The sequence below is a fragment of the Paenibacillus antibioticophila genome (assembly GCF_000455265.1).
Classification (GTDB): domain Bacteria; phylum Bacillota; class Bacilli; order Paenibacillales; family Paenibacillaceae; genus Fontibacillus; species Fontibacillus antibioticophila.
Genome location: NZ_HG005141.1, coordinates 435,613 through 461,538 on the forward strand (window position 1 = coordinate 435,613; position 25,926 = coordinate 461,538).

Consider the following 25,926-nt stretch of genomic DNA (forward strand, 5'->3'; position numbering starts at 1 on the left):
AAATTTTATTCTTGCGTGACCGGGTTCATTGTCAATGTAATATCCAGATTTCCGTTCCGGGTGCGAATCGCATCCAGAAATGACTTCTGATTCGTCTCAGGATTCATCTCAACGGCATAGACAACTTCATACAGACTTCCCAGCTCGGTTGTTCTTACCTTTCTAAGCTCATGCCCTACATTAAATGTGTTGAATACTTCTTCAAAAGCCTCTTCATAACCCAGATTTTCAGGAATGGTAATCTTCAGCAGCTTGGAAGCCTGCTTTCTCTGCCCGAACTTCACGACCTTCAGTACCAGCATCAATACACAGAGGACAATGGTGAAAAGAACCGCATATCCATAGGCCCCAACTCCTGTAGCAAGGCCTGCTGCCATCGAGAACAGAACGTAAGAGATATCCTTTGCATCGCCCGGCGCACTGCGGAACCGAATGATCGAGAAGGCACCTGCCAGGCTGAATGCTCTGGCCACGTTGCTGCCGATTAAGAGGATAATGATCGCGACAATCGTCGGCAGGATTACCATCGTGAGCGTGAAGCTGTGAGAGTAAGCAGGCTGTGTCCTCATATAAGTCATACTGATGATCGCGCCGAGCAGAATGGCTATGCCCAGCGTCAGCATCGCATGCCCGAAGGTCAGCGTGGTATCGGATGCTGTTGCAGCGAATATGGAGTCAATAAATGAATTCATAGTGAGATTCTCTCCTTTTCAAATAAAGATTGCTCCGTTAGTGGATGAATAGAAGAGGTTGCATACGTGCTTCGAATCGATTTCTTGTATTCATTGCCGTATTTGGAGAAGCTCGTCCGGTACAATCCGTGCTCCGAGAGCATATGAGCCAGCCAGACTGGCACTGTCTTCTCGGCCTTGACCTCCATCAGCCACTGGCCGCGCTCCATCAGCTGCTCGCCGGAATCGCCGGCTTCCAGCTTGAGATCATGACGCCGGGAGCGAATATTCGTGTCGAAGGTGATGCGCAAATCGCGGTTTCCTTTGCAAAACAAGGCGATCCGGTCATAAGCCAGATAAGTTGCCGGCTTGAGATCATATCTGCTCAAGAAGTACTCGATCTCCGAAATGACCTGCTGGTTCATACCCTTTCGGAACTCCGGGGCTTCCTTGGACCTGACAAAGTCATAGGCTTCATTCAGTTGCAACGAGGTTCTCCGTTTGTTCACCAGGCCGAACACCTTCTTCTTCAATTCGAGGTACACCTTCGCATCGGCTTCGGGAACGCCGTAAGCCCGGATTCGCAGCTTCTCGCGATATTTTGGCCTGGAAAGACTGCTGCGGATTAGACTGTGATGCTCGGTGTCGTAGTACAGATTGCTGATGGTGTAAAATTTATCGTCCTTGTTGTGTTCATCGGGTTCCATATATTCCATCAGGTCATTGTAAATTTTATAGAAGGCCTTCGTATCCATGAGATACTTGTTCTCATAACGATTAAATACTTCAATCGCCATGCGTTTCAGCTCCTTTCGGTTGTGCGTTCTCTTGCTCATGTCTGTATCTTAAATCCGGAACCTTTAACGAACCTTAAACTCCGAAAACAATTTTTACGTGCCGTTAACAAAAGATAAATTGAGCGGGTAAGTGTTTAGCAGTTGCAGTGAACAAAAGGACATTAAATTTCAGGAAAATTGGCCGAGAGCACCTCTAGTGAAATTTTTGACCTTAGAGTGGGCTAAAACAGGAAAATCCCTCATGATTGGAAATGTAAGCGAAGATTTTTCACTAAAATGGGGTTTGAGCGTCAAATGTTGAATGTAAGAGAAAAAAATTCACTAAACCACTTTTGGGATAGCCCCCTTTTAGCCTGAGGTCCGGGATGGAGCTTATATAAGTCATCGTGCTATGATTAAGGTTGATTAAAGGTTTCCTTCCTATAATGGTTGTATAGCAGTGACGTGCAACATGAATTTGAGACACCTTGATATGAAGGAGCATTCACCCTATGCGGATATTAATAGTAGAAGATGAAGTGAATCTGGCGGAGGCACTGGTGCAAATTTTGCGGAAAAATAATTACTCCGTTGACGCCGTTCATGACGGCAAGGAAGGATTGGATTTTGCGTTGAGCGGGATTTATGATCTGTTGCTGCTCGACATCATGCTGCCCGGCATGGATGGCATTAGCCTGTTAAAGGAGCTGCGATCCAGGGGGATGGCCACTCCGGTGATCATGCTGACCGCCAAAGGAGAGACCGATGACAAGATTGCGGGGCTGGACCATGGAGCCGACGATTATGTCGCCAAGCCGTTCTCCACTGGCGAGCTGCTGGCCCGGATTCGGGCGGCACTGCGGCGCAAAGGCGAGGTTGTTCCGGAGGATACCCTGAAATTCGGAGATATTGAGCTGAACACTTCAACCCTCAAGCTGAGCTGCCAAGGCAAGGAGCTGAAGCTGATTTTGAAGGAAAGCGAGCTGCTGGAGCTGCTGTTAACGAGAAAGCAGGCCGTTACCTCCAAGGAGCAGATCATTGAGAAGCTCTGGGGCTTTGATTCCGAAGCCGAGCATAATAATGTGGAGGTCTACATTTCCTTCCTGCGCAAAAAGCTCGCCTTCCTGAATGCCTCGGTCCGGATCAACACGATCCGCGGTGTCGGCTATGTATTGGAGGCGAGCTCCTGATGTTCAAAAGACTTCGCAACCGGTTCCTCTTGATGAACATGGTGATCATCTCGATTATCATGATCGTGGCCTTTTTAACGATCTTCATCATCACCAGTCAGAACGTTCACCGTGATATTAATATGAAGCTGCAGCAGGTCTCCGAGTTCTATCATAAAAATGGAGAAGGCCGTCCCAATGGGATGGAACCGCTGGATGAAATCCCCGAGGCGCCGCTGGAGGAGGGGGCTCAGGGCAAGACTGAAGCTCCGTTCGATCGCCCGGGAGGCCCGCGCGGAAATAAAGGGCTGACCCAGGCGCCCGAGCTATCCGTCTCCTTCGCACTCATGACGGATAAAGACGGAAATCTTCTGGAGACAGACTCCCGCTTCGATATGGACGAGGAGTTCTACAATGAAGCTCTGGCGCAGGCCACGACCAGCTCTTCCCGGGAGGGAGAGTTCACTCTAGATGGAACCCGCTGGGCTTACAGCATCCAGAACACCCCCTCCGGAGAGATGATTGTCTGCCTCGATGTCACCGCTCAACTGCGGATTATGACGACGCTGATCTACACCTTCTCCATCGTTGCACTGGGGATGCTGATCGTCATCTATGTGACGAGCCGGTATTTTGCCAACCGTTCGATCGCCCCGGTTCGGGAAGCCTTCGAGAAGCAAAAACGGTTTATTGCCGATGCCTCCCATGAGCTCAAGACACCGCTCGCTGTTATTAATACGAATGCCGATGTGCTGCTTGCGGCAGGCGACGAGACCATTGATTCCCAAGCCAAATGGCTTCATCATATCAAGTCGGAGACCGAGCGGATGAAGACGCTGACCAATGATCTGCTCTACCTCACCCAGATGGATGATGCCCGCGAGCATGTGATGTATGCACCGTTCGATTTGAGTGAAGCCGTCGAAAGTGTAATTCTGACGATGGAAGCGGTGATTTTCGAGAAGGAGCTGAATTTCAGCTATGAGATCGAGCCTGGGCTGAAGCTGACCGGCAGCAGTGAACAGATGAAGCAGGTGGTCATGATTCTGCTTGATAATGCCATTAAGTACACGAATCCGAAGGGCTACATTCAGCTGGAGCTGAAGAGGCAGCATAACCACCTCCGGCTCAAGGTGAGCAATACCGGAGAGGGGATTGCTCCCGAGCATGCGGGCAGGATCTTCGATCGTTTCTATCGCGCCGATGCTTCCCGTGCCCGGAAGAGCGGCGGCTACGGACTAGGCTTAGCCATTGCCAAATCGATTGTGGAGCAGCATAAAGGGAAAATCGAAGTGAAGAGTATCCCCCAGGAGATGACAAGCTTCTATGTTCAATTAGGTTAAAATACAGCACGTCAAAAAGGGATTGTCCCGGGGCGCTAACACCCTATGGACAATCCCTTTCTCATGCTTAAATCTGCCGTGGAGCACAACTCCGCGCCTCAGGTTCCGCAGTACGTGCGATAGGCGCAATCCTGCGGCGGTAGCTCCGCATACGACTCTTGCTCAGCCGAATACGCATACGGATCGCGCAGGGCAGCGAGCAGCCGATGCAGCGGGGCAAGCTCGCCCTGCTCTGCTGCTTCCAGCGCTTCCTCCACCCGGTGGTTGCGCGGAATGACTGCCGGATTGCTGCGCTTCATCAGCTCGCGGGCTTGCTCCGCCGATTCCGGCTGCTGGCCAAGCCGTTCCTGCCAGCGGCTTCGCCACTCCCCATACCCTTCCGCATCGGCAATCTGGAGCCGGGAAGACTCCAGATCGCCCAGCGTCAGCAACCGGAAGGTATGGGTGTAGTCCGCCCGCGCTGTCTCCATGATCCGAAGCAATTCGCTCACCAGCTGCTCATCCTCCGGCACGGGCTGGAACAGTCCCAGCTTGCGTGCCATGCCCGCAAGCCAGTGCTGCCGGTACAAGTCCGAGAAGGCAGCGAGTGCCTGCTCGGCGAGCGCCACGGCATGTTCCTGCTCCTCATGCAGCAGCGGCAGCAGCGCCTCAGCCAACCGGGCCAGATTCCAGACGGCAATCGCAGGCTGATTGCCGTAAGCGTAGCGCCCTTGGGAATCAATCGAGCTAAAGACGGTCGCCGGGTCGTAAGTGTCCATAAAGGCGCATGGACCATAGTCAATCGTCTCCCCGCTGATCGTCATGTTGTCCGTATTCATGACACCATGCACGAATCCGACTAGCTGCCAGCTTGCAATCAGGCTGGCCTGGCGGGAGATGACCCGGTTCAGCAGGGCGAGATAAGGCTGGTCCGCCTTCTGCAAATCGGGATCGTGACGCCCGATCGCATAGTCGGCCAGCGCCCGCAGCTCCTCCTTCGAGCCTTTGGCGGCGGCGAACTGGAAGGTGCCGACCCGAAGGTGGCTGGCAGCCACCCGGGTCAGCACCGCACCCGGCAGCTCCCGTTCCCGCTGAATCGGCTGACCTGTAGTGACTACCGCCAGACTCCGGGTCGTCGGAATGCCCAGACCGTGCATCGCCTCGCTAATCACGTATTCCCGCAGCATGGGTCCAAGTGCAGCGCGGCCGTCGCCGGAACGGGAATACGGCGTTCTCCCCGAGCCTTTCAGCTGGATATCAACCAGCTTACCGTCAGGTGTTCGCTGCTCTCCAAGCAGCAATGCGCGGCCGTCCCCCAGCATGGTAAAATACCCGAACTGATGGCCGGCATACGCCTGTGCCAGCGGCTTGGAGCCGGGCAGCGTCCGGCATCCGGACAGCAGCCCGACTCCTGCAGGGCTGCGCAGCTCCTCGGTCCGCAGCCCCAGCTCTTCTGCCAGCTCATCATTCAATAGAGTAAGCTCGGGCGCGCGGACAGGCTGCGGCTCCTGCCGAGTAAAGAAGATTGACGGCAGCTCAGCATAGCTATGCTCCAGCCGCCAGCCCGCAAAATCCGGTTCGCCAATCTGACCATTCATCTCCACCGACCTCCTTTGCCATATGAATCAGACAGCTTACAGGTCCACAATGCGGTTCAATTCCGTATCGCTCTTTTGCCCCGTCACCTTGGCGAACAATCGCTTAACAACTTTAATCAGGTTCCCTGTCTCCCAATATTCGGCTGTCTCCGCCTGAATCTTAATGAGAACCAGGTTGGGATCGTCACTGGTTGTATCCAGCAGCTTCTCGTAAGCAGTGTTCCATAGTTCCTTGATTTTGGCCCGGTCATTCACCAGCTCCGCCTTCCCGCGGATGGACACATAGGATTTGCCTGCGTAAGCCACGTTCACCTCGGGATGATCCTTAAGCTCATCAAATTTGCTGGTGTCCTTCAACGTGAGGAACCACAGGTCTCCGTCAAATTCCACCTCTTGCGTCTTCATCGGACGGGATACCAGGCCCTCGCTGGTTACCGTCGTCAGCATGGCGGTGTCGATTCCCTTGATTAGTTTGCGTACTGTCTCGATTGCCTCCTGATGCTCCGTTGCTGAAGTTGTCATTAAATTCACCTCATACCGTTATTATAAAGAAGTCTCACACTTTAATCTCGTTACACCCGGTATTGTAAACAAAATCCGGCTTCCCTAATCTTCCGCAGCTCTTTTTACATGCATTTAATACAAGGCGTACTTACGTATGGTATAACTGGAACAATGAGACTATAGGAGGATTGGCGGGTTATGAAGCTAACCAAAGAGGAGAAATCCTGGATTTTGTACGACTGCGGTAATTCAGCCTATTCGATGGCCGTTACAACCGCACTTCTGCCGATCGTCTTCGGTATGTTCGATAATGTAAGCAGCAGTATGGATTTGGGATATTTCAATTCAATTGCCAGCATTCTGATTGCCGTACTGAGTCCGATTCTAGGCACAATCGCTGATTACAAGGATATGAAGAAGCGCTTCTTTATCTTCTTTGCGGCTATCGGTGTTCTTGCAACCGCCTCCCTCGCCTTCATTGCGCCGGAAAGCGGACAGTGGCAGATTCTCATCTTGTTCTATATCTTATCAGCCGTTGGCTTCGCCGGGGCAAATGTGTTCTATGATTCCTTTCTCGTCGACGTGACGAAGGATGAACGCATGGACAAGGTCTCCAGCCGAGGGTTTGCCTACGGATATATCTCCAGTGTGATTCCCTTTGGCATTAGCCTGCTCCTGATTCTGATGCTGGGCATGGATCAAGCTATCGGCTATCAGATTGGCTTCATGATTACCGCCCTGTGGTGGGGCTTGCTGACGATGCCGCTGATCCGGGATGTACGGCAAAGACATTACATTGATCCCGAACCAAAGCCTGTTATCAACAGCTTCCGGCGCTTGGCAGGCACCTTCCGGAATATTCGTCAGCACCGGGTCGTATTTGTATTTTTGCTGGCTTACTTCTTCTATATTGACGGCGTAGACACCATCATAAAAATGGTCGTGCCTTATGCTACCTCCGTATTGGGCTCCGATGCGCTGGATACCTTCTCTTTACTCGGCATTCTGTTAATTATTCAGATCATTGCCTTTCCTTGCGCTATTCTTTACGGCAATCTGGCTAAGGTCTATTCCGCCCGAACGATGATTATCATCGGAATATTCACCTATATCGTGTCCTGTATCGCCGCTTTCTTCATCTCCTCGATCTGGCATGTATTCGCGCTAGGGGCCTTAATCGGGTCCGCCCAGGGCGGTATCCAGGCACTGAGCAGGTCCTATTTTGCTAAAATCATTCCTAAAGAGAATTCCAATGAATTTTTCGGTTTTTACAATATCTTCGGCAAATTCGCAGCCATTATCGGTCCGGCTCTGATGTCGCTGGCAACGACCTTGACCGGTAATGCAAATGTCAGTGTACTGGCGATCATTCCATTGTTCGTCATCGGGTTTTTCATCTTTTTAACTTTGCCTAAAGGGGAAAATCTATGAGCTCCATATCGACTTCACCGGCCATTGCGAAGCACCTGATTGTTATTTCCTATGACGCCTTCTCGGAGGATAACTGGGAGACGGCCCGCCGACTGCCAAACTTATCTAAATTAATTGAACAGGGTGCATCTACGAACCAGTTGCAAAGTGTTTATCCTACGCTCACCTATGTGGTGCACAGCACTACCGCTACCGGCGTATATCCGGACAAGCACGGCGTCCATCACAACAATCCTTTTCAGCCCTTTGTCAAGGAAGAGGAGCAGAGCTGGTTCTGGTTCCGGGATGCGATTCAGGTCCCTACCATTTATGATGCCGCGCGGGAGCATTCCCTAAGCACAGCAGGCCTTTTATGGCCGGTGTCCGGCAAATCCTCTTTCCGGTACAATATCCCCGAGATTAGAGCGATCGGGAAGGAGAACCAGGCGCTGAAGGTGCTGAAGAGCGGAAGTCCGCTCTACTGCCTTGAGATGGAGATGAAGCACGGCCGGATCAGACAGGGAATTGAACAGCCTTATCTGGATGATTTCACGACCCGATGCGCGGTGGATACGATCAAGCGGAAGAAGCCTAACCTGCTTATGCTGCATTTGATTGATCTGGATGATGCCAAGCATGCCCATGGAACGGACAGCGAAGAGGTTGAACAGGTCATTCTCCGAATGGATCACAGAATCGGGCAGATTATGCAGGCCGTCGAAGAAGCAGGCATTCAGCAGGATACTGTGATAGCCGTCCTTGGTGATCATGGACAATTTAATGTCAGATACAAGGTGCATCTGAACAATCTTTTGCAGGAGCGAGGCCTGATCTATGAGCAGAATGGGAAAATGATGTGGAGAGCTTACTTCCAGTGCGGCGGCGGATCCGCCTACCTGCATATTCAGCCGGGAGATGAAGAGGCCGCAGCCTTAGCTCTGGACACGGTCAGGATGGTTATGCGGAACCCCTCCTTCGGAATTGAGCACCTCTATACGGGGGAGGAATTAACCCGGATGCATGCAAGTCGAGCAGCAAGCGCAATATTGGAGGCCAAGCGCAATTATGCCTTCGACGAGGCTCTGGATCGGCCAACGATTGTCGACCTGCAGCAGCACGGCGTCAAGTACGCAACGCACGGCTACGCTCCGGACAAGGAAGGATACCGCTGTAATGCGGTCTTCTCGGGCAATTCGGTGAAATCCGGCTACAGGCTCGGAGATATCCATATGGTGGACATCGCTCCTACGCTGGCCAGAATATTGGGAATTCCGTTTGGCCCTTGTGACGGAAGAGCCTTGGACGAAATTTTCACCAGTCATTCCGACTAGTTGGCATAACAGATGCTGCCCGGATGGGATTTGCAAATTCTCTTCATTCGGGTAGCTTCATCAACGATCTGATCCATGCTTTGAAAATCGCCCTTCTGATTCGTCACTACAGCGATGGAAATGGAGACAAGCGGAATCGCGCCATACCCTCCGGAACGACTCTCCCCCTTCACAAAATTGTTCTTGAGATCCTCGGCGTTGTAAAAGGATTGCTTGATTTGTTCAAAGCCCTCAATCACTTTGCTGCAAGGGCCTTGATAATCATGATGGTTCAGAATCGCGATAAAGTCATCCCCTCCGATATGTCCCAGGAATGAGCCTTGCCCCGAGAACTGCTCCCGAAGCAGGGCGGCGGTTGCCTGAATCAGAGAATCCCCCATTTTGAAGCCATAGCTGTCATTATAGGACTTGAAGTGATCCAGATCGATGTAGAGTACACTGAAGTGCTTCTGGTTTGCGGATTGCTGAAGCCGGTCGTCGATAATCCGGTTCCCGGGCAAGCCGGTCAGGGCGTTCATGAAGACTGCCATCTCCGCCCGAATGTCGGCTACCTCAAGCAGCAGACGGCGAATGCTGACAAACCCATACAGCACTTCTTCCTGGGCTACCAGCACCCCGTCATATAGCTCCTCTTCGGCCCGATTCATCGCCTGGATGCTTACTTCTGTAATAGGCTCCTCATATTGGACAACAAGCGGATGACTATTCATGACCAGACTGACCGGCCTGCCCATGTACAGATTGTATCCATATTGTGTGCCCAGCAGCTGATAGAATCGGGAGCGCATCACAAGTGCAGGAGGTATGCCTGCCCCGGCTACAGCTATACCTTCCAGTTTAGGGTTATGTACGAACAGGTTATTTACAACCCGGCATTTCGCATCCGGCTCGACGATAGGAATCATCTCGGCCATTTCACCAATTTTCGTGAACAAGTTATCCCCTCCGTGAACACTTCGCGCATTTTCCTTTCCTGCCTTCGCAGCGTCTTTCGTTCAACCGATGGTTAGAAGGGCTGTAGATAAGGGTATGTTAGCTCTCTGGCTGGCCTGCCCAATGCATAGCCTTGTCCGTATTGAATGCCTTCCTGACGCAAAAATGAGATTTCTTCCGAGGCTTCAATACCTTCGGCGATAATGTGGGTGCCCGAATCAGCAGCAAATTCTTGAAGCAAGGTCACAATGCGCTGTTGATTCGGACAAAGGTGAATGTTGTGAACCAGCGACTTGTCCAGCTTAATAAACTCCGGCTTCAGGCTCACAATGGCTTTCAAACTGTTATAGCCGGAACCCGCGTCATCAATGGCAATACGAAACCCCTGGGCGCGGTAATGCGAAAGAATGCGCTCAAACTCTACATAGTCCTGAACCGCCTGCTTCTCCGTCAATTCAAACACTACCTGCTGTGGAGAGAGGTTATAACGGGATAGAAGTTGTATCGTCTGTCCGCTCCGATAGCCTGGATCAGAAAGCACCTGCGGATGGATATTGATGAACAAAATCGTATTCCTGGGATGGCCTGCCTTCTCCAGTGCCGAGCTAAAACGGTTCAAAGACAAATCCCGGCAAAACAATTCAAAAGAAAAGACCTGATCGGTATGCCCGATAAAATCATAAAAAAAATCAGTGCTCGGAAACTGCGCCGATACCGGAGGGCGATTCAGCACCTCGTAGCCCAGATGCCCTTTATCCTGCAAATTATAAATAGGCTGAAAAAAGGTGGTCAGGGCCTGTCCTTTCATAATTTTTTGCAGCTCGGCATATCTTCTGCAGGATTGATAGTACGTTCGGGTTGCTTGATAGAAGTAGGTCATGTGGTTTAACAGACCGCTTCTATCTCCAGAGGGAGCGAGCGGTGTTTTCATTTTCCCATCTCATCCTTTGTGCCTATAAAATCGAGACTGGAAAAATGAAATGCCCGTCTCTATAGTGCTATTGTACGCCTCCGATCCCCAGAGAGCATCAACTTAGTGTTAACGAGAGGTAAAATGCACCCATCCGAGCGCCGAATTCTGTCGAAAATTCCTGCAAGTCCTGCTATTTCCTGCCGGTCCTCCGGCTTTTCCCCACTAAAATATCCAACTCCACGGTCACCCATGCCGACTCCTGCCGAACATAGTCCTGCACACGCTCAGGATCCGAAGACCAGGCCAGCGGTGTCATGCTCGCCAGAAGCTGCAGCTCCGCACCGCTCAGACGTTGTCTGTAGTTCAGCTGAATCGTGTCCAATCGATCAAAATGTCGGCAAAATAGGTCTAATGTATGCTTGTTGCTATAGCTTCTTTTTTCGTTATCCCCATAGAGTGCTTGTCTCAATTCCTTCAGGTAGCCAGGACCAGGTACGACCTTCACGATGCTGCCGTCCTGCTTCAAGATCCGCGTGAATTCCTTATAGTTAGCCGGTGATAGTATGTTGAGCAGCACCCGGCAAGACTGATCCGCAAGCGGCAAGCCGGCCAGGTCGCCCACCAGCCAAATGGAGCCCTCGTATCTTTTCGCGGCCAGGGTGATGCCTTCCTTTGAGATATCGAGGCCAAGCCCGGTCACCTGGGGCAAATCGCATGCCTTCAGCACGCTCTGCAGGTGGGAGCCTTCACCACAGCCCAGGTCGGCCATCATCCATGGGCTTGCCGGTTCGGGAGCATCCTTGAGGATGACATCTCGAAGAGCCTTGTGCAAGGGCCTATACAGAGAGCTTTCCGTAATCAGATGGTGCCTTGCTTCAAATAAGGATTTGCCGTATTTGCCGACCACAGGCCGGGTTAACAGGTTCAGATAACCGTGCTTGGAAAAGTCAAACGCGTGATGCTTCGAGCAGACCAGGCTGGCGTGCCCATCAACCCTCACCGGACTTCCGCAGAGCGGACATTTGAAGCAGGATGACCATGTATCTATCAGATTTGCGCTATGCATTTTTCTGCTCATAAAAATATCCCTTCCTTTGCCATAGAAAATCACAGGCATTCGGCCTGCACGGCAAGGTAACGGGATTCCACGATTCACGACCAAAAGGCAATGGCCGGGAAAACAACAAAAAAGAAAGGCGCGACAAATCCGCCTCTCTTCACGATTTAAACAACCTCTATATGAAGATGAGATGACCCCAAAAGGGCAGACTGATCCCGTGTACCCTGCCTAATGCAAGCAGAGCCTTTGAACGTATTTAATTACGGGTTCAAAGTCAGGGAGCGCAATCTGATATAGTGGATCATCGTCTATCCTCCTGTCTCAACAATTGTGTCCAGTATAAAACATGCGTCGGGGGATGTAAAGCAGACGTAGCTCCTCTATTTTTTCTTATATTGTTCACACAATGTCCACTTATGTGTCCCAACGGCAGGCCGCTATAATATGCCGAGTCTGCCTTTGCAGATGATCGTGATGGGACCCCTTGTAAGATTTATTTTTGGTAACTACGTAAAACGTTAATGTTCTTTGTATATGTGCTCCCTGTAAGCCTCGATGTAGACCATCAGATGCCTGACGCCTTCGAGTTGGGCCTGCAGCCGTTCACTTAACTTCGCAAGAGCAAGCTGGAATGACCTATCAATCCGTTCAAATTGATGGGCCTCCAGTTCTCTTAGAAGCTCCCTCAAATGATCTACATAATACACTGTCCGCCGCAGACTGCTGATGACCAATATTTTACGCAACTCGGTCAAATCGTACAGCCGATATCCATTCTCCTTATCCCGGATTGAAGCGATCAGTCCCTCCTTCTCCCAATGCCTGATAGCAGACGTATTCACGCCTGCTAATTCTGCGGCCTTGCCAATCGGCAGCGGCCCGCCGGGTGTCTTCATCTTCTGATTAGAACCGAGCTGTGCCTGCTGGATCATTCCGAGCACATTTCCGACTCGGATTTTTTCCTCCTGGGTCCGGTGGAGCTGCTGGTTAATCTGCCAAAGCGCCTCCGTCACTGCTCCATCCTTTATGCTGCGCATGACCTCATAGACGACAGGAATATCAAAGCCGGCCAGCATAGATCGGATCGCGGCAAAGGCCAGACGGTGTATGAAAGTATACTGGCGGTGTCCCCCTGTCGATCTAGCTACATGAGGAAGCAGCCCCTGCTCTTCATACCTCCTCAGGGTCGTTGTACTCACGTTGAATTCCAAGGCTAACTCCGCCGGTGTATAAAAGCGTCCCATTTTTGCCCACTCCTATATTAAAGTAATACCTTAAAGTGCTGCGTTAAGTATTGATCGAGGAGATTGCCGATCTATCTATGCTTTATGTACACAAACCTGAAGATTGCATCTATGTTGTATGTTTGTAGTATATCAGGTTTGGAGGGATGAACATGAAGAGAACGATCACTTTGAACGATGGCTCTGCGCTGGAGGTGAGACTTGAGGGTAACCGTAACGGCAGGTTTATTATGCTCCCGGGGACAAAAGAAAGTGTGACGGGAAAAGAGGCGGAAGCACTAAAGCTATGGGGCGTAGACCCCGAGCTGGGAAAGAAGCTGGTGAACGGGCTTGCCGATGAGTTCGGGGTTATCCATTTTGACTATGAAGGTCATTTGTTTCAGCATCCACGCCCGGATTCGCTTACGCCGGAAGCTATCGCCAGAGATTTCCTACAGATCGCCGATGAGATGGGTGTCAACACCTTCTGCTATTATGGATACTCCTGGCTGGCACTCGCCGGCTTACAGCTCGCTATAAGAACCGATCGCTTGGAGGCGCTCCTCATGGGCGGATTTCCTCCTTATGATGGGCCTTATGCTGAAATGAGAACCGTCACTGCCAAAACGCATGAGCAGGCTATCCAAAATACCGAGAAACCAAAAGTTGCTTCTAAAGATCCGGTTCCTGTGGACGAGGTAGATTGGGATCATCTTGAGGTCACGATCGATCCGGATCGAACCAAGCAATTTCTCACCCTATATAACCACTTGACAGACTTTGAGGATACAGCGATTCAGGGTAAGCTCTGCTTTCCCAAGCTGGCCTTTGCCGGGGAGAAGGATACGATTGTGTACGGCGAGAACTTCGGCGGGGTCACCGTCGATATCTCCGGGCGGTTGGGCAAACACGAGGAAACTTTACGGCAGCTCGGTTGGGACGTGCAGCTCGTGCAAGGTGAGGTTATGGATCACACCCGAGCCATGCAACCGGATGTTGTGCTGCCTTTAATTAAGCCTTGGCTGACGGCCAAGCTTTCGGGTTGACCCATTTGGCCGTATAAAACAAGGCGCCTCCACAGCGTGTTTTGGCTGCGGAAGTGCCTTGTTCGCGTTGTAGATCCATGCATATGTGTACAGCTAACTTAAAAGTTATCTGTTATTTTATCAATGCTTGAATTGCCATTAAATCAATTTCATTCTCATTAGTTATCTTATATGAAGATGTTGAGTTTGATTGGTTGTCAGCATATTTAAAAATACTTATATAGCTATTATCGTAGAGAGTGATTCCAAATCGCCGTCCTTGGCTATCATCCCTTATCGTGATCCAGTATGAATCTGTGTACTGGATATTTCATATTCATTTTCATTATTTGATCTAGTTATTTGTAGTGAGCTTATTTCTTCTACATTTAGATTCTTGAGAACAGCTTTATTAAATGTGGTTTTCTTTGAACCTTCATAAACGAAGAATAATGAGATGCCTAATAAAATGATAACTACCGCCGCAATCATGTATTTTGTGTTCTTCATAAAAAACCTCCTAAACAAATTTACGGTCCGTCTCCTTTCTATCCATTAATATCAGACTTGGCCTTTATTGTTCCGATCACCAGTCAGGTAAAAGGATATGCATTCGAGGTGCCTGTCCCAGTTGGAATTGATATTGATGGATCAAAAGTAAACTATAGTTATACCGTGTTAGAGGGTGTAGCTTTAACCGATCATGCGAAATCATTGGATCTAAACGCACGAAACGCTAGTGTAATAGGTCAAGTTGATCCGGATTCAGACTTTTATAGGACGGTAGTAACCTACGTCAGAGCTATTTTAGCCTAGTGATGAAGGCAATACATAGCCATGAAAAAAAGGCACTTCTACAGCGTAAAGACTGTAGAAGCGCCTTTTTCTTGTTACAGATCATGCAGGATTGCCCTGTACGAACTGATTCTGATACATTCCAGCGTAAACTCCGTTCTGCTGCAAAAGCTCCTCATGCGATCCTCTCATGTCTATATACAGTTGGACAACTGCTGAAAATCGATTTCATCGCTTCTTCAAGAGATCATCATAAGTAAAAAGTATCCTCGCCGGTCACCGTTCTGGTCAGCGCCGGTCTATGCTATGCCTTATTCGCCATACTGCTTAGCGATATCGTATCTCCTCTGCTCGACGGAAAACTGCAAGGTCCCCTGACGAATCCGCTCGCCTTGGTCAGCGTCTTCACCACCAATGCGGTATGGGGGCTGCTGATTGGCGGCATTGCCAAGGTGCTGCAGCCCAAACATTAAGCAGTTCAGCAATCCGATGACAAGGGATACAGCTGCACCGGGACCGGATGGCCGAGTATGAAATGCTCGCCTTCCATATACGAGTCATAAGCTAGAATTTGCACTCCTTTAAGCGCTGCCCGCTCCAGCGCCTCGGAAAAGGCTGGATCCATTTCCCGATACGGGGCAAATCCGCGGCAGCCCGTCATCTGTACCACAAACAGAATTGCGCCAAGATATCCCGCCTGCACAGCCTGAATCATCTCCAGTACATGCTTCGTTCCCCGCGCGGTTGGCGCGTCCGGGAATAGGGCCACCCCATCCTTCTCCAACGTGACCCCCTTCACTTCGATGAACCCCGCTTGTCCATCAGCCTCCACATAGAGATCAAACCGCGAGCCGCCAAAGGTAACCTCTCGCTTCAGGGCAGAGACCGCCCCGAATTCTTTCAGCCGTCCTGCGGCAATTGCCTCATAAACAAGCTTATTCGGTGCCTGGGAGTCGATATTCACCCATTCCCCTCTCTTGGCTGCCGCTACAAGCGAGAAGCGGGTCTTCCTTCCCGGCTGATCACCGGGCTCCAACAGAACCTCCGCACCTGGCTGCAGCAGCTCGGTCAGTCTGCCGGTATTTTTAATATGCACCTGTTCCTTGACCCCATGGACAAAGACCTCTGCGATGAAGCGGTTCACTTTTCGCTCCAAAAGGCCGTGCACCAAATTCCTGTACTTCAACGGATTCCCTCCCAATTTCTCCGATACAGCCGAGACGGTCGGTGTCCCGCACTTTCCGTATAGTGATCGGTTTCCTATTGTTACTAACAAGAGCAAATAAGAAATGCTGCCCCTTAGGTAGTGACAGCATTTTGCATGGTTAACCTATCGAACCCTGTACTATAAATTGCTTTTCCTTTCGCAATGCGTTCATTAGTTCTGGTCCTGCATTTAGGTTCTGTTGTACTAGTTGGTGAGGTGTGAGCGCCATCCACTGATTCAGTGAAATGTCCTCAAAACGGTCACTCGCAAACATCTCCAAAGCCCACACGCTTTGATTACCGGTGTTTTGGATGTAGTGTCCGAAGGCCCGCGGCACATATCCTACATCCCCAGCACGATAATCGAAGGTACGAGCCGTACCATTAGGTGCCATAACCGTCATGCGCGCTGTACCGGAGATATAATATTGCCATTCGTCTTGGTTAGGATGCCAATGCATCTCTCTCATTGCGCCTGGTTTAATTTCCAACAACGATGCGGCAATTTGAGTGGAAATAGGAAAGTTGGCAGAATCCACTATACGCACCGTACTCCCTCCCGGAGTTACAATCGGCTCTTGGGCGAGCAGTCGATGTGTGAAGGTTTTCGGTACGAAACCGTATGGATCAGGCACCTGCTGACTTTCAAGCGGACCGGGAACATGGGATTGAAAAATATATAACTGGTGGTTCGGGATATGGGCAAAGGCGCTTGTTGGGACACCAAAGTTCACCGCCAGTACGTCCTTTGGCGTATGTGCGAACCAATCAGAGATAGCTAAAGTATTGAGGTCAGAGAAGCTGCCGTCAGGAAAGACAAGCAAAAACTCGCAGCCTCCCTCCAACCCTTGAATGGAATGTGGAATTCCCGGAGGAAAGTACCAAAGGTCGCCCACGCCTACGTCAGCAATGAAGTTCCTCCCGTTCTGATCAACTGATGTAATGCGTGCTCGCCCCACAAGCATAATCGCCCATTCCGCTTGCTGATGCCAATGTAACTCTCGCACACCGCCTGGAGTCAGAGCCATATTCACCCCGGCAATCGTGGTCGCGATCGGAAGCTGTCTAACTGTCACTTCCCGCGACCAGCCACCGTGATTCAACTGCATATGGGTATCGGAGAAAGAAAACTTCAGGTTAGGTAGTGATCCTGCGTCGGTGACAGGCGGAACCAGCATATCAGGGTTCTCAAGGTCTCGCATGACATCCCGCGGTCCCAAATCCCACCAACCGGCACCATCATTTCTGATCGGTTGTGGTATATCTCCATTCCGGGTTTCATTTTCCAAATTATATACACCCCTCGTTCTATCCACTTTATACTCGTCACTAGGTAAATGCCTAATATAAGTTATGAACAGACTCAGGATTTGGAATTTTGTCCCTCTTGAGAGTAGTATCCGGTTGGCGGACCAGATTGATCAGCCCGATGCTGCGCAGTGCCAGAAATTCGCGCGCGGTCTTGTTATACGTTCCTAGCGGCGTCCTTTTACTGTAATCCTTCCCGCTCAGGCTGAGGCGATGTTACATGAATTTGCAGCAAATAATCGCCTTGTTCAGTCGTTAACAGGTTCAAACGCAGGCTGCTGCGGTCCGAACCTTCCCAGATAATATGTTCTTCCTGCCGTGAGGAAGCATCAGCTTGATCCAATACCGCTAAGTTCATTGTTAGAGGCTCAGAAAACCCGTCAGTAAAAAGAGCCTTTAGTTCTTTGCCCATTTCAGCAAAATATTGATCGTCGGAGGTAATAAACAGATACTCGCCTGACACTAATTGATCGTCTTGAAAATTATAAATGACCGTTTGCTTTACCTTGGTATCCAAGGAGAGGCCGCCTTCAACAAGAATTCTATCCGTCTCCTCAGACTGAATAGCATCCTCTTTCTGTTGGCCGATGATTTCCTGCTTGGCTACTAACCAAGGCAGTCCTTCGAAAATGAATGCCCCATCCTTACTCGTCTTTTCTAAAAGTTGGCCCAGGTCTCCTTCAAAGGAGGAACTTTCTTGAGCAGGCTGCTTATTAGAACTACAACCGCTCGAAATAAGCAGTACACTTAGAAGCGAAATCATGAAGAAAACCAGCGCTTTAGATTTAATCATACTTACTCAACCTCCCGAGCATTCGCTCCAAATATGCAATCGTCACATCGCCCTATGTAAGAAATCCCCTATCGTCTCATCCATCTTCGATGTCTACGATAAGGGATCTGCCCCAGCAGGGCATTAGGGATTTCATCACTGCATTTCGTTCTCGATACGCTGCATGAACTCTTCCGCAGCGCTATAGCCCAATTGCTTGAGGTACCAGTTATTGGCGGCGGCCTCGATCAGTCCCGCCACATCTCGCCCCGGCTGAAGCTGGACTTCAATGTGCGGGATCTTCACGCCGAGATATTCCGTGAACTGTGGAACGACTTCCAGTTCATTGTTCAGGGAGTTCTCCTGCCAAGGAGCCAGTTCAATGTCGAGCACGATGCGCGTCTCGTCCTGAAAGGCCTTGCGCCCGTATTGGCGGACCACATTGATCAGCCCGATGCTGCGCAGCGCCAGAAATTCGCGCGTGGTCTCGTTATGGGTTCCAAGCAGCGTCGCCGGACCCAGCTTCTTCAGGACTACGATATCATCGGCCACGAACCGGTGCCCCCGCCGGATCAGCGTATGGGCCGTCTCGCTCTTGCCGATGCCTGACTTGCCCCGAAGCAGGACGCCGATGCCCGATACATTCACGCATACGCCGTGAATTGAAATTTCCGGAGCCAGCGTCTTTAGCAAGAAGCGATCCAGCTTGGCGATGAATTCGTTGGTCGTCTCCTGCGTTCTAAGCAGCGGGATTCCCTCTTGATCGCAGAACAGGGTCAAGTACGGAATCTCCTGTTGGCCTGACGTCACGATGAAGCACGGCGGATGGTACTTAACGATGTTACCGATATGCAGCTTGCGTTCTTCCACGCTTAATGTCAGTAAGTAGTTAATTTCCTTGCGACCGAGAATCTGGATGCGTTCCATCGGGAAGAAATCAAAATACCCGACGAACTCCAAGCCCGGTCTATGCGTCCGAGGACGGGTAATCATGCGGTCCATGCGGTCCGCTCCCGCTAGCACTTCCAATTGAAAAGTATCCTTAAGTTTTTGAACCGTAATCGACTTCATTGGGCTCCCCTCCTGAAACTAAGCGTACTTTAAATACGCTCCGATATGCAAATCGGCAGTTTTCGATATATTCCACGAACGAGAGGGATTTTCCTTCATTTCATAGTCCTGCGCATAACTTCGATAGAATCACTCCTTTATTTGTAAATCGATCCTAATTTATGATCTTCTTGTAATCTCCTTATTATATAAATGGTGGAAGGAGGCGTTCACTTCTCTTTTGGTACCGCTTACATTTTAATTAAATGCACAGGATGGCAGAGTCTCGAAGGAATTAAACTCTGAAGGGAGAATCGAATTCGTGAACAGCCAAAAACGATTTGTCGCTTGGGTGTGCATTGTAGCCTTATTCGCCGGAACATTCCTGACCTCTATTGGCTGGCCGGACCCCGCCCGTGCGGCGGGAGGACCCAATCTGGCCGCAGGCAAAGCCGTATCCGCATCCGGGCATGCCGATGTGTATGTCGCAACGAATGCAGCGGACGGAAATGCAGGCACGTATTGGGAGAGCACCAACAACGTCTTCCCGCAATGGGTACAGGTTGACCTCGGCAACACAGCTTCTGTCGATCAGGTTGTCCTGAAGCTGCCTGAAGGATGGGAGAGCCGTACACAAACCCTATCCGTGCAGGGAAGCACAACGGGAACCGGCTTCTCTGATCTCAAGGCTTCAGCCAACTATACCTTTGATCCAAGCCTTGGAAACACAGTGACGGTTGACTTCCCGGCAACCGCCGCACGTTATGTGCGAATCCATGTCACCGCCAATACCGGCTGGCCGGCAGCTCAGTTGTCCGAAGTGGAAATCTACGGCGCTGCCGCTCAACCCGAGCCTTCTCCGATTCCGGGGAAAATTGAAGCGGAGAGCTACAGCGGGATGAACGGGATTCAAACTGAACCTACATCGGACACCGGAGGCGGTCTGAACGTAGGGTGGATTCACGCAGGCGACTGGCTGGACTATAGCGTGAACGTGCAAAGCGCTGGTACCTATACCTTAGAATACCGGGTAGCCAGCAACTCTGCCACCGGTGAAATCCAGCTTCAGTCCGGCGGAACCACATTGGCTACCACAGCGGTACCGAACACCGGCGGATGGCAGAATTGGCAGACCGTATCTGCAACCGTAACGCTCAACGCAGGATCGCAGACGCTGCGCGTCTTCGCCAGCGGATATGATTTCAATTTGAACTGGCTCCAATTTGCACCGGGCAACGCATCCGATACCCAAGCCCCTACAGCGCCGGCCAATTTGGCCCTTACGCAACCTAGTTCAGGTACGATCAGGCTCACCTGGAATGCCTCCACCGACAATGTTGGCGTGATCGGATACGACATTTACGCCAACAACCAGCTTCGGGGCAGTGTCAACGGATCGACTCTGACCTATACAGACAGCCAGCCCGCAAGCTTGACCGTGACATATCACGTCATCGCCAAGGATGCCGCGGGCAACACATCCGCCCCAAGCAATTCCGTGACACGGAACGGCTCGAGCGGCGGCAATGAGACAAACCTGGCCATCGGCAAGGCGATCTCGGCCTCCTCTTCGACCTTCACCTTTGCAGCCGCCAATGCCAACGATAACGATGTGAATACGTATTGGGAGGGCGGCACCCATCCGAGTACGCTCACTGTAGACCTTGGCGCTAACGCCAACGTCACATCGGTCGTACTCAAGCTGAACCCTGCCAGCGCATGGGCAACGCGTACGCAGACGATTCAAGTGCTGGGACACGATCAGAATTCCGCAACCTTCACCAACCTGGTCACCGCAGCTTCATATACGTTTAACCCGGCTTCGCAAAATACGGTAACGATTCCCGTTGATGCAACCGCAAGCAGCTTGCAGCTGCGCATTACGGCGAACTCTGGAGCGCCGGGTGGGCAAATCGCCGAGTTCCAAATCCTCGGTACGCCCGCCCCGAATCCGGACCTGACGGTAACAGGCATGACCTGGTCGCCCGGATCTCCGAACGAGAGTCAGAATATTACTCTTGACGCAACCGTACAAAATATCGGAGAGGTAGCTTCTCCCGCAACGAGCGTAAACTTCTACCTCGGCAGCACGTTAGCCGGAACAGCTCCTGTCGGTGCGCTTGCGCCGGGTGCTTCAGCCAATGTCTCCGCAAATATCGGGGTCAAGGAGGCTGGCTCTTACAGCGTCACCGCCAAGGTGGACGAGAGCAATACGGTCATTGAAACGAATAATGCAAACAACAACTACACGCATCCTGCCCAATTGGTAGTAGGTCAGGTGCAAAGCTCCGACCTCATCGGCACGGTATCCTGGACGCCAAGCAACCCTAGCGCGGGCAACACGGTAACCTTCACCGTCAATCTCAAGAACCAGGGAACGATTGCCTCGGCAGGCGGCGCTCATGGGGTTACAGTCGTGTTGAAAAACGCTGCAGGCTCCACCGTCCAGACCCTCAACGATTCCTACAGCGGTTCACTCGCTGCAGGAGCATCGGCGAACTTAACGCTAGGAACATGGACGGCTGTCAACGGCAGCTACACGGTGATGGTCACCGTCGCAACAGACGCGAATGAGGTGCCTGCCAAGCAAGCCAACAATGTCAGCACATCCAGCCTGTATTCCGGCCGGGGAGCAAATATGCCGTTTACGATCCTGGAAGCCGAAGCCCCGGGGAACAGCACCTATGGGACAAAGCTGGCTCCGAACTTTACGCCGGGCGATTTTGCCGGTGAAGCCTCCGGCCGTTCTGCTGTCTACCTGGATGCAACCGGAGAATATGTGGAATTCACGTTAACCTCGCCGGCGAATGCCTTCGTCCTGCGGAATGCGGTCGATGAAAATACGACAGGAACGATCAGTATTTATGCCGATGGCGTGGATAAGGGCAATTTTACCGTGACCTCTAAATTCTCTTATGTGTATGCAACACCTTCGACCTTAGGGCGTCTGGGATACGACAATTCCGGCTCCAAGGCATACTGGCTCTATGAAGATGCTCAGCTGATGCTGGATCAGGTCTATCCCGCCGGCACCAAAATCAAGATTCAAAAGGATGCCGGAGATGTGCCTTGGATCTATGTGGACATGATTGAGACGGAGAACGTGGCTCCTCCCGCCTCTAATCCTGATCCGAGCAAGTATGTTGAGGTTTCCAGTACCAAATCGATTGAACAGGCTCTTAATGAGTTCCGGCAGGATCCTTCCAAGAAGGGGATCTTCATTCCTGCCGGAGAGTGGACTTTGACGTCCAAAATCTATCTGTACGGGCGGGCAACCGAGATCATTGGAGCTGGCCCATGGCATACCAAGCTGGTCGCTCCCCAGAATCAGACCAACACGGATATCGGCTTCAATATCAGCTCTCAGGCTAATGGCTCCACGATTAAAGACTTGTCCGCCTGGGGCAATTACGTATATCGCCAGGATGGCCCCGGAAAATTCATAGATGGCAACGGAATGCAAAACGTCACCATTGAGAATATTTGGGCGGAGCACTTCATCTGTCTGTATTGGGGTGTGAACTCCTCCCACAATACATTCAAGAATAACCGGATCAAGAACGTATTTGCCGACGGAATCAATATGACTAACGGTTCTTCCTATAATATTATCGATAACAACTATGCCCGCGGGACAGGCGATGATGCCTTTGCCCTGTTCAGCGCAATTGATGCAGGCGGATCCTACAATGTGGGTAACAAATACACCAACCTGACCGCTACCAATGTCCGTCGGGCTGCCGCCTTCGCCATCTATGGCGGGAAGGACAATCTGTTTCAGAATCTATATGGCGCCGATACCCTCACCTATCCGGGCTTGACGGTCAGCAGCTTGAGCTTCGGCTATAACACGCTGGGCTTCGGCGATCAGGATACGGTTATCGACGGCGTAACTCTGGATAGAACCGGAGGAGACTTCTGGACCAGTGTCGGAGCCGATGACAAGATCAATGAATATCAAAACTTCGGCGCCATCTGGCTGCATGGTGGAGACCGGGATTTCAAAAATATCCTGATCAAAAACGTAGATATTAATCAGCCGGTTTACTTCGGAATTATGTTCCAATCCAAATCTCCGGAAAATGTACAGATGCAGAACATTCGCCTGGAGAATATCACGATCAATAATCCTTCCCGTTACGGCATCAAGCTGGTTGCCAAAGCAGAGGACGGACAAGGTCCGGTTGTCGGATCGGCAAGCTTTTCGAATGTAATCATTCATAATCCTGGCGTAGCCGCCATCTACGGGGAGAACAAAAGCCCCGGCTTCACCGTAATTCGAGGATCGGGCAATAACTGGTGACGGCTGGAACTGCGCTATAAGTTCTCAAAAAAGCTCCTATAAAGGAAGCTGGGCGAATAAAGTCTTCGCCCAGCTTTTTATTCGTTGCGCTTTGTAGGTAAGCAGCCAGAAGGATAGCGCCACCTTTTCCCTTTCCTACAGCTTCCCTTTCCGCTGCGCCAAGATCTCCGGAATGTGCAATTCCCGGAGCACGGGCAGAGTCTCCTGAACGCTGCTTTTGTTGAACTTCTTCAGAATGCTGTTGATTTGCGATTTCAGGGTCGAAGGCTCCACATGCCGCAGCTTGCAGATTTCCTGACGGGAATAATCCTGCATGAGCAGTTCCAATACCTCAAGCTCCGTCGGGGTAAGCGTCGTCAAGATATAGAAGTTATGCATCAGGCTGTCTTCGGTGGTCTTGATTCTTTTGAATTCGCGGGTAATTTTACCTGCAATATTCGAATGCAATGCGGGAAGGTCATAATAAGCATCCTTGATGGCTTGCAGAATGGCGTCAGCGGGCATATTTTTCAGCAAATAATTGGTAGCTCCCAGCTCAAAGGCCCGGAACACGGTATCGTCCGTTTCGCAGACTGTCAGGATCACCACCTTGACCCCCGGCAGATAGTTCAGAATTTCTTCGGTCGCCCGGAGGCCCGCCTGCTTATCTTCAAGCTCGATATCCATCAAGACGATATCCGGTTTATGAAGCGCAGCAAGCATCGTCCCCTCGTAGCCGCTGGAGGCTCTGCCGACGCATTCGATCTGCTCATCCTTTGACAAGATCATTTGATAACGCTTACTAATTAGCGGGTCGTCTTCCACAATAAGTACTTTGATCGTCGGCGTACTTGATGCGTTTGACATGCTGCTCCATCTCCTTTAAGCAGTTGCTCAAAAAGTCATCTTTTGATCACGAAGGGTTTCTGAAATGCCAACATTTTCGAACACGAACATTAAGCCGCAGTCCGTCTGGCCAGTGAACCTCCTAAACTCCTGGCTTTTAAGTATTGGCAATAGACAGCAAAGGCATAACGATATGAAACGCGCTGCCCTCGCCCAGTGTGCTCTCTACATTAATTTTACCGCCATGGGCTGTAATAATAGTATGGCATATGGACAGGCCCATCCCCCAATTCGTAGCTGTTGGTTTGGAAGAATAGAAGGGCTGAAAAATATGTTTAAGCTCTTCCTCCGCGATCCCCGGACCATTGTCCGTAACCACCAGCTCAACCCATTTATTTCTCACCGTAGTCTCAATCTCGATCCTTCTTGATTTCTCAGGTATGGATTCAAGGGCTTCCACCGCGTTAGACACAATATTCTCAATAGCTTGCGGGAAGTAGTAAGGATCGGCCATAATGACGGCCTGCCGCCCCGACGGCGTATATTCGATTTGAAGCTGCTTGTATTCAGAATGCATATCTTTCATCAGATTGTCCAGTAGTCCGTTCAACATAACCGGTTTTAGCTCGATCTTGGACTTTAAGGTCTTCTGGTGCACCGCGTCCAAGCGATCATATACCTTACGGCAGCGCTGCTCAATCACGCGGATCTCCTCCACGACCTCCGGCGAACGCTCGCACATATGCTCGAGAAACTCGGTTTGCGCCATGATGCCCAACAGCTCGTTCTTAATATAATGGCTAAAAACGCGAGAGGTGAACAGTGCTGAATCGATATTTTCAGAAATAACCGACTCCTGATTCTTGATGCTGTTCTGAATTCGCGTGTATTTATAAATACTATATAGACTGACTAACAGGCATAATCCCGAGATATAAGGCAGCAAGACATAAATTGAAGGGTTCCCAACCAAATTAATCGGCAAATACCTGGTGAAATGAGCCGCCTTCGATACTTTAATCAGTACGTCGGGCGCCCAATAATTCATGTAATAATAGGTGATTTGCACCGAAATATAAGAAATCAGAATCATCAGAATATTACTGCGGATCTGTCGAACCTTCGGCGCATTTACCAGGGCGTAAACCAGTAAGACGGTTCCTGCCGCAATATACAAAGTATTCACCGTCAAAGTAATCCTGTGCAAAGTCTCATATGCAGAGGCAAAGGCTTGCGAGCTTATATAGTCGGGATACAGATTGTAGTACAGGTACGTGTAAAAGTCCGGATCATACATAATCATCTGCAGGAGGCAAGGAACCCCAAGCAAGGCGAGCAATATAAACCTGCGCTTGAATTGCATATTAAAAGCGAAATAAATCCCCGAGCACAGCCCCGCGTACAAGAAGGTCATCGAGAACAAATTCAAAAGCCGAATCAGACTCTCACGGGTGATGGGCAGAAACATAAGCCGGTTCTGTAAGTCCTTCCTGATTCCGAAGTAAGCTTCAAGACTGTAGTAATAGTACGCATCCTTTGACATGTAGATAATAATGCAGGACACCACAACTAAATAGGAAAAGCCCATCAGCAGCATAAAAAGAGTGGCTTTGGTATATTTTCGCTGAAAAAAAAGAAATATGGATATGGCTATGAACAAGATCAGCACTAAGAATATAAACATATCAGCCATCCCTCCTGTTGATTCTACATCGAACCTTGCGTTCAACCT

At 50.6% G+C, this 25,926-nt stretch carries 22 protein-coding genes; 6 read left to right on the forward strand and 16 right to left on the reverse strand.

The annotated features are described in order from the left end of the window. Positions 1-5 precede the first annotated feature (5 nt). Together TX85_RS19035 and TX85_RS19040 are read right to left on the reverse strand one after the other, a co-directional pair. Complete coding sequence (locus TX85_RS19035; protein WP_044481315.1) at positions 6-692, reverse strand: DUF4956 domain-containing protein; 687 nt, start codon at positions 690-692, stop codon at positions 6-8. Continuing rightward, the gene (locus TX85_RS19040) at positions 689-1,468 is read right to left on the reverse strand and encodes a polyphosphate polymerase domain-containing protein (RefSeq protein ID WP_044481317.1); all 780 of its coding nucleotides are present in this window, start codon (positions 1,466-1,468) and stop codon (positions 689-691) included. Before TX85_RS19040 ends, TX85_RS19035 begins: the two co-directional genes overlap by 4 nt. A gap of 491 nt (positions 1,469-1,959) precedes the next feature. On the opposite strand from TX85_RS19040, the gene TX85_RS19045 reads away from it, so the two are divergent. Then, complete coding sequence (locus TX85_RS19045; RefSeq protein WP_044481319.1) at positions 1,960-2,637, forward strand: response regulator transcription factor; 678 nt, start codon at positions 1,960-1,962, stop codon at positions 2,635-2,637. Next, positions 2,637-3,959, forward strand: a complete 1,323-nt coding sequence (locus tag TX85_RS19050) for a sensor histidine kinase (RefSeq protein ID WP_044481321.1) — start codon at positions 2,637-2,639, stop codon at positions 3,957-3,959. Before TX85_RS19045 ends, TX85_RS19050 begins: the two co-directional genes overlap by 1 nt. Before the next feature lie 98 nt (positions 3,960-4,057). Here the strand turns inward: TX85_RS19050 and TX85_RS19055 are convergent, their stop codons facing one another. Continuing rightward, positions 4,058-5,536: a protein adenylyltransferase SelO gene (locus TX85_RS19055; protein ID WP_044481322.1), complete on the reverse strand. Its 1,479-nt coding sequence runs from the start codon at positions 5,534-5,536 to the stop codon at positions 4,058-4,060. 36 nt (positions 5,537-5,572) lie between these two features. After that, complete coding sequence (locus tag TX85_RS19060; RefSeq protein ID WP_044481324.1) at positions 5,573-6,058, reverse strand: pyridoxamine 5'-phosphate oxidase family protein; 486 nt, start codon at positions 6,056-6,058, stop codon at positions 5,573-5,575. Positions 6,059-6,238: 180 nt separating this feature from the next. Between TX85_RS19060 and TX85_RS19065 the strand changes: the two genes are divergently transcribed. Continuing rightward, a complete protein-coding gene (locus TX85_RS19065; protein ID WP_044481325.1) occupies positions 6,239-7,471 on the forward strand; it encodes an MFS transporter in 1,233 nt (410 codons plus the stop codon). Next, the gene (locus TX85_RS19070; RefSeq protein WP_044481326.1) at positions 7,468-8,781 is read left to right on the forward strand and encodes an alkaline phosphatase family protein; all 1,314 of its coding nucleotides are present in this window, start codon (positions 7,468-7,470) and stop codon (positions 8,779-8,781) included. Before TX85_RS19065 ends, TX85_RS19070 begins: the two co-directional genes overlap by 4 nt. Here TX85_RS19070 and TX85_RS19075 read toward each other — a convergent pair. The 4 genes from TX85_RS19075 to TX85_RS19090 form a co-directional block, all read right to left on the reverse strand. Continuing rightward, positions 8,778-9,716, reverse strand: coding sequence for a GGDEF domain-containing protein (locus TX85_RS19075; RefSeq protein WP_049895075.1), 939 nt, complete (start codon positions 9,714-9,716; stop codon positions 8,778-8,780). The genes TX85_RS19070 and TX85_RS19075 overlap by 4 nt on opposite strands. A 71-nt stretch (positions 9,717-9,787) precedes the next feature. Continuing rightward, positions 9,788-10,645 (reverse strand): EAL domain-containing protein, encoded by an 858-nt coding sequence (locus tag TX85_RS19080; RefSeq protein WP_044481328.1) that lies wholly within the window; start codon positions 10,643-10,645, stop codon positions 9,788-9,790. A gap of 172 nt (positions 10,646-10,817) precedes the next feature. Then, positions 10,818-11,705 (reverse strand): putative RNA methyltransferase, encoded by an 888-nt coding sequence (locus TX85_RS19085; protein ID WP_044481329.1) that lies wholly within the window; start codon positions 11,703-11,705, stop codon positions 10,818-10,820. Positions 11,706-12,205: 500 nt separating this feature from the next. Then, positions 12,206-12,931, reverse strand: a complete 726-nt coding sequence (locus TX85_RS19090) for a MerR family DNA-binding transcriptional regulator (RefSeq protein ID WP_044481330.1) — start codon at positions 12,929-12,931, stop codon at positions 12,206-12,208. A gap of 152 nt (positions 12,932-13,083) precedes the next feature. On the opposite strand from TX85_RS19090, the gene TX85_RS19095 reads away from it, so the two are divergent. Further along, positions 13,084-13,956 carry an alpha/beta fold hydrolase gene (locus TX85_RS19095; protein ID WP_044481331.1) on the forward strand — a complete coding sequence of 291 codons (873 nt, stop codon included), beginning with the start codon at positions 13,084-13,086 and terminating at the stop codon, positions 13,954-13,956. Between the two features lie 273 nt (positions 13,957-14,229). Here the strand turns inward: TX85_RS19095 and TX85_RS19100 are convergent, their stop codons facing one another. The 6 genes from TX85_RS19100 to hprK all read right to left on the reverse strand — a co-directional run bounded on the left by TX85_RS19100 (position 14,230) and on the right by hprK (position 19,087). Continuing rightward, positions 14,230-14,445, reverse strand: coding sequence for a hypothetical protein (locus tag TX85_RS19100; protein ID WP_044481332.1), 216 nt, complete (start codon positions 14,443-14,445; stop codon positions 14,230-14,232). A 596-nt stretch (positions 14,446-15,041) separates the two neighbouring features. Next, positions 15,042-15,215: a hypothetical protein gene (locus TX85_RS26875; protein ID WP_158297356.1), complete on the reverse strand. Its 174-nt coding sequence runs from the start codon at positions 15,213-15,215 to the stop codon at positions 15,042-15,044. After that, positions 15,209-15,916: a DNA/RNA nuclease SfsA gene (gene sfsA, locus TX85_RS19105; protein ID WP_044481333.1), complete on the reverse strand. Its 708-nt coding sequence runs from the start codon at positions 15,914-15,916 to the stop codon at positions 15,209-15,211. Before sfsA ends, TX85_RS26875 begins: the two co-directional genes overlap by 7 nt. A 139-nt stretch (positions 15,917-16,055) precedes the next feature. Next, on the reverse strand, positions 16,056-17,225 hold the full coding sequence (locus TX85_RS19110; protein WP_044481334.1) for an oxalate decarboxylase family bicupin: 1,170 nt from the start codon (positions 17,223-17,225) through the stop codon (positions 16,056-16,058). Between the two features lie 200 nt (positions 17,226-17,425). Continuing rightward, entirely contained in the window at positions 17,426-18,037 is a 612-nt protein-coding gene (locus TX85_RS19115; RefSeq protein WP_044481335.1) for a hypothetical protein, read from the reverse strand. Between the two features lie 135 nt (positions 18,038-18,172). Beyond that, complete coding sequence (hprK, locus tag TX85_RS19120; RefSeq protein WP_044481336.1) at positions 18,173-19,087, reverse strand: HPr(Ser) kinase/phosphatase; 915 nt, start codon at positions 19,085-19,087, stop codon at positions 18,173-18,175. Between the two features lie 292 nt (positions 19,088-19,379). Between hprK and TX85_RS19125 the strand changes: the two genes are divergently transcribed. Then, a complete protein-coding gene (locus tag TX85_RS19125; protein WP_049895077.1) occupies positions 19,380-23,369 on the forward strand; it encodes a carbohydrate-binding protein in 3,990 nt (1,329 codons plus the stop codon). A 135-nt stretch (positions 23,370-23,504) separates the two neighbouring features. Here TX85_RS19125 and TX85_RS19130 read toward each other — a convergent pair whose 3' ends face one another. Continuing rightward, the gene (locus TX85_RS19130) at positions 23,505-24,215 is read right to left on the reverse strand and encodes a response regulator transcription factor (protein WP_044481337.1); all 711 of its coding nucleotides are present in this window, start codon (positions 24,213-24,215) and stop codon (positions 23,505-23,507) included. A gap of 136 nt (positions 24,216-24,351) precedes the next feature. Beyond that, on the reverse strand, positions 24,352-25,878 hold the full coding sequence (locus TX85_RS19135) for a sensor histidine kinase (RefSeq protein ID WP_044481339.1): 1,527 nt from the start codon (positions 25,876-25,878) through the stop codon (positions 24,352-24,354). Between the last annotated feature and the right edge of the window lie 48 nt (positions 25,879-25,926).

Coding starts and splice junctions, on each gene's coding strand:
- TX85_RS19035 (WP_044481315.1), bottom strand. CDS start 692: ATGAATTCATTTATTGACTCCATATTCGCTGCAACAGCATCCGATACC.
- TX85_RS19040 (WP_044481317.1), bottom strand. CDS start 1,468: ATGGCGATTGAAGTATTTAATCGTTATGAGAACAAGTATCTCATGGAT.
- TX85_RS19045 (WP_044481319.1), top strand. CDS start 1,960: ATGCGGATATTAATAGTAGAAGATGAAGTGAATCTGGCGGAGGCACTG.
- TX85_RS19050 (WP_044481321.1), top strand. CDS start 2,637: ATGTTCAAAAGACTTCGCAACCGGTTCCTCTTGATGAACATGGTGATC.
- TX85_RS19055 (WP_044481322.1), bottom strand. CDS start 5,536: ATGAATGGTCAGATTGGCGAACCGGATTTTGCGGGCTGGCGGCTGGAG.
- TX85_RS19060 (WP_044481324.1), bottom strand. CDS start 6,058: ATGACAACTTCAGCAACGGAGCATCAGGAGGCAATCGAGACAGTACGC.
- TX85_RS19065 (WP_044481325.1), top strand. CDS start 6,239: ATGAAGCTAACCAAAGAGGAGAAATCCTGGATTTTGTACGACTGCGGT.
- TX85_RS19070 (WP_044481326.1), top strand. CDS start 7,468: ATGAGCTCCATATCGACTTCACCGGCCATTGCGAAGCACCTGATTGTT.
- TX85_RS19080 (WP_044481328.1), bottom strand. CDS start 10,645: ATGAAAACACCGCTCGCTCCCTCTGGAGATAGAAGCGGTCTGTTAAAC.
- TX85_RS19085 (WP_044481329.1), bottom strand. CDS start 11,705: ATGAGCAGAAAAATGCATAGCGCAAATCTGATAGATACATGGTCATCC.
- TX85_RS19090 (WP_044481330.1), bottom strand. CDS start 12,931: ATGGGACGCTTTTATACACCGGCGGAGTTAGCCTTGGAATTCAACGTG.
- TX85_RS19095 (WP_044481331.1), top strand. CDS start 13,084: ATGAAGAGAACGATCACTTTGAACGATGGCTCTGCGCTGGAGGTGAGA.
- TX85_RS19100 (WP_044481332.1), bottom strand. CDS start 14,445: ATGAAGAACACAAAATACATGATTGCGGCGGTAGTTATCATTTTATTA.
- TX85_RS19115 (WP_044481335.1), bottom strand. CDS start 18,037: ATGATTAAATCTAAAGCGCTGGTTTTCTTCATGATTTCGCTTCTAAGT.
- hprK (WP_044481336.1), bottom strand. CDS start 19,087: ATGAAGTCGATTACGGTTCAAAAACTTAAGGATACTTTTCAATTGGAA.
- TX85_RS19130 (WP_044481337.1), bottom strand. CDS start 24,215: ATGTCAAACGCATCAAGTACGCCGACGATCAAAGTACTTATTGTGGAA.
- TX85_RS19135 (WP_044481339.1), bottom strand. CDS start 25,878: ATGTTTATATTCTTAGTGCTGATCTTGTTCATAGCCATATCCATATTT.